This window comes from Kitasatospora sp. NPDC047058, assembly GCF_040643935.1.
Taxonomy (GTDB): domain Bacteria; phylum Actinomycetota; class Actinomycetes; order Streptomycetales; family Streptomycetaceae; genus Kitasatospora.
In genome coordinates this window covers 1-3642 of the sequence record NZ_JBEYVJ010000568.1, presented here as the reverse complement: position 1 = coordinate 3642, position 3642 = coordinate 1, and the positions used below count along the sequence as shown (strand labels likewise).

Annotated in this window: 2 protein-coding genes; one reads left to right on the top strand and one right to left on the bottom strand. The window is 73.4% G+C overall.

The features are described from left to right. Positions 1-33: 33 nt before the first annotated feature. The gene (locus tag ABZ885_RS37545) at positions 34-1515 is read right to left on the bottom strand and encodes a chitinase (RefSeq protein WP_360199125.1); all 1482 of its coding nucleotides are present in this window, start codon (positions 1513-1515) and stop codon (positions 34-36) included. Between the two features lie 734 nt (positions 1516-2249). Here ABZ885_RS37545 and ABZ885_RS37540 point away from each other — a divergent pair. Next, positions 2250-3560 (top strand): hypothetical protein, encoded by a 1311-nt coding sequence (locus ABZ885_RS37540; RefSeq protein WP_360199123.1) that lies wholly within the window; start codon positions 2250-2252, stop codon positions 3558-3560. Positions 3561-3642 lie beyond the last annotated feature (82 nt).

Genomic DNA, 3642 nt, shown 5'->3' with positions numbered 1-3642 from the left:
GGAAACGCCGCCGGCAGCGCCAACGGCTCCTGCTCACTGCCGTCGTAGTTCGGGCCGAAGTCCACGGTGTCCTCGTGGATCGACTCCACCATCGCTCTGGCAGGTCCACGGGGCGAGGCTGCCGGTCTCCAGGCCGCCGTTCACGAGGCCGCCGGGCGGGGTGACCCCGGTGACCGTCAGCGTGTAGCTGCCGGTGTGGCTGCCGGAGGCGGCGTTGCCGGTGATGGTGAGCGGGTAGCTGCCGGGCGTGGTGGCCGCGGTGGTGGTGATGTTGAGGGTGGCGGTGGCGCCGGTGGTGACGCTGCCGGGGGTGATGGTGGCGGTGACGCCGGCGGGTGCGCCGGTGACGGTGAGGTTGACGTTCTGGGCCGAGCCGGCGGTCACGGCGGTGGAGACGGTAGCGCTGGTGGCGGAACCTGCTGTCACCGTGCCGGAGTTCGGGTTCAGCGCGACGGAGAAGTCGTTGCCCACCGGGGTGGTGCTGGTGAACGGTGCGAACACGTGCGTGAAGTCCCAGGTGCCCTGGCTGATCCCGGAGCAGTCGTCCCGGCCGCCGGTGCCGGGGCAGCCGCCGTTGTCACGCTGCAGGGCCCAGAAGGAGAGCGTGTTGATGCCCTTCGAGACCGCCCAGTTGTACACCGTGGTGGCGTTGGCGACGGTGAAGGTCTCGGCGGCGCCGAAGTCGTCGATGCCGACCATCTCGGTGATGCCGATCGAGCCCCACAGCTGGGCCGGGGTCTTGGCCGGGTACAGCTTGGCCAGCTGGTTGTAGAGGCCGGTTGCCGCGGTCTGGGTCTCGGCGGCCATGTCGTGGGCGGCGTTGTCGTAGTAGTCGAAGGTCATCAGGTTGACGACGTCGATCCGGGCGTTGTTGCTCACCGCGTTCTTCAGCACCGCCAGCCCGCTGGAGGCCAGGCCGCTGGTGGTGGTGGGCAGGGTGTAGGAGAACTGGACCGAGCGGCCGTTGGCGGCGGCCCAGTCCTGCACCAGCTTGATCGCCTTGTTGCGGCGGTCGATGCCGGCCGTGTTGGTCAGCGAGTTGTCCTCGATGTCGAGGTCGATCCGGCTGATGTCGTAGGTGGTGATGACGTTCTCGAAGGCGGCCGCGATCTGGTTCACGTCCGTGCAGCTGTCGGCCAGTTCGGTGCCGGTGTTGTCGGCGGTGTAGCCGCCGAAGGACGGGATCACGTCGCCGCCGTTCGCCCGGATGGTGGCGATGTCGGCGCCGAACGAGGAGGAGGCGACCGGCAGCGAGGTGTCGCCGTTCCAGTACGGGGTGCACGAGCCCTTGGTGGCGGTCTGCAGGAACGCCATCGTCAGGTGCTTGGCGCCGGACTGGGCGGCCAGTGCGGCCGGGCTCTGGCCTGTCCAGGACTCGAAGTAGGGGGCGAACACCCGGCTCGGCAGCGGGGTCGCGGCCTCGGCCTGGCTCGTTCCCGCGGCGACCAGTCCGGCGGACGCCACCAGGGTGGCGCAGGCGGTCAGGGCGGCCTGGATCGTTCTGCGTAGACGCATGGATTCTCCAACAGGCGTGGCGGGGAATGACGTTGGTGAACTGTCGGGCTGCGGGCGCGCCGGACACCCGCAGCCACGCGGAGCCGGTCCGGCCCGGCTGGCACGGGTGGGCGCAGTGGCTCAGGTGGCACGGGCGGCGCGGTGGAGCGGTGGAGCGGGCGGAACAGCCGGGTGCGCGGGCACACGTGCGCCGTGCGGGACGGGGGCGGAGCGGAACAGGGCAGGGCGATGCCTCAGCCGCCGGTGGTCACACCCCCACAGTGCATCCCGGTCGGATCGACATGCTTATGGTTGGACTAGACCAGTCGTCTGTCAAGACTCCTGACAGTTCGTCGGCGCACTGGTTCGGCGGTCGCCGGACGGGGAATCGGCTTGCGGCGGGCGGCTGCATTCGGACATGATCCTCTCCATGCGCGACCTCAACAGGAAGGGCGGCCACCGCCCGAGCAGGTGAGCCCCACCCGCCGCCGGCGACCGGCGGCCGGCCCCGTGCCACCCCTCGCCGGGCGCCCGCACCCGGCTCCGCAGCCGCGCCGCCGCCCCGGCTCCCGCTTCCCCCGGTTCCGCGCCCGGCCACGTTCACCGCCACAGCCACAGACCACGGCCACAGCCGTATTACGGCCACGGCCGCGTCCGCCGCCGGACCACGCGCGCGACCGCCCGCACGGCCGCGGCCCGCGACACCCACCGCCTTCGTTCCCCGTCACCATCAACCCGCCCCGGAGGAAACCCCTGTGACGACGACCTCGCTGGACACCGCCTGGAGCCTCGTGGAATCCGGTGACCCGGGCGCCGCGATGCGCGAACTGCGGTCGGCCGCACCGGACCTGCCGGCCGCCCAGGTGGCCCCGCTGGTCGAGCGGCTGGCCGTCGACGGCGGCTTCGACGACCTCGCCGAGGCCGCCCGCACCCTGGCCGCCAAGCCCGATCACCCCGGCGCGCTCTACCAGTACGGCTACGCCTGCGTCGGCCGCGGCGCCGCCTTCCTCGCCGTCCCCGCCCTCACCGAGGCCCTACGCGCTGCCACCGCCCCGCCGCGCGGCCTGCTCGCCAAGGTCCGCGGCCGGGCCGACCAGCGGCTGCCGATCATCGCCGAACTCGCCATCGCCCTGGAGGACGAGGAGCGCCACGCCGAGGCCGTCACCCTGCTGCGCGACCAGGACGCGCTGCTCCGCGACTGGCCCGAGCGCTACCTGCTCGCCTACAACGCCCTGATGGCCGGCGACGCCACCGCGGCCCGTACCGCCTTCGACCGCCTGCCGGCCGAGGCCGGCCAGTGGCAGCCCGCCGCCGACCGGCTGCGCCGCTCCCTCGACCGGGCCGCCGCCGTCGCCGCCACCGCACAGCCCGGCGGCCCCGACCCGCTCGGCCACCAGGCCCTGCGCGCCTGGCACTTCACCCTCACCGGCGGACTGCTCGCCACCCTCAGCCCGTACGGCTGGGAGGCGGGCATGACCGGCCGCTACGCCTTCCTCCAGGACAGCTACGCGCTCTGCCGCGAGGGTCTGGAGCGGCTGCGGCTGATCCTGGAGGCGACCGGGACGCGCCCGCACTCGGTCTCCCTGCTGCCCGGCCGCGCCGACCGCGCGCTCGGCCTGGCCGCCGCGGACCTGCTCGGTCTGCCCGCCCAGCCCTACCGGCCGGGCACGGCGGACACCGTGGTGGTGGCGTACGACCTGAGCGAGGCGGACGGCGAGCTGCTCTCCCTCCTGAACGAGCGTGCACCGGGCGAGGTGCTGTACGAGCATGCGACCTGCTGGACGGAGGCGCCCGGTGTCGCAGCCGACGTCTGCGGACTGCTGGGCCAGACGATCCTCGCGCCCTGGGAGCCGCTCGGCGGCGAACCGGACGAGCGGACCGCCGAGGAGCTGGCGGCCGACATCCGCACCGCCGACCCGACCCCGGACCCCGGTGACGGCGGGACCCCGGCCGACCCGGACGAGGCCCTGGCGGCCTTCGCCCGCGCGGTCGCGCCGCGCTGGCTGGAAGGTCCGCGCGACCGCTGCCGCTCCTCCGGCCCGGTGCGGAGCTCCCGCTTCGCGTAGGTGAACTGACGGAGCGTCATATCACTGAGGCGGGTTCTGCTCCGTGATGGCTCGGCGGGAACGGTGCCGCGGCCGCGCGGGT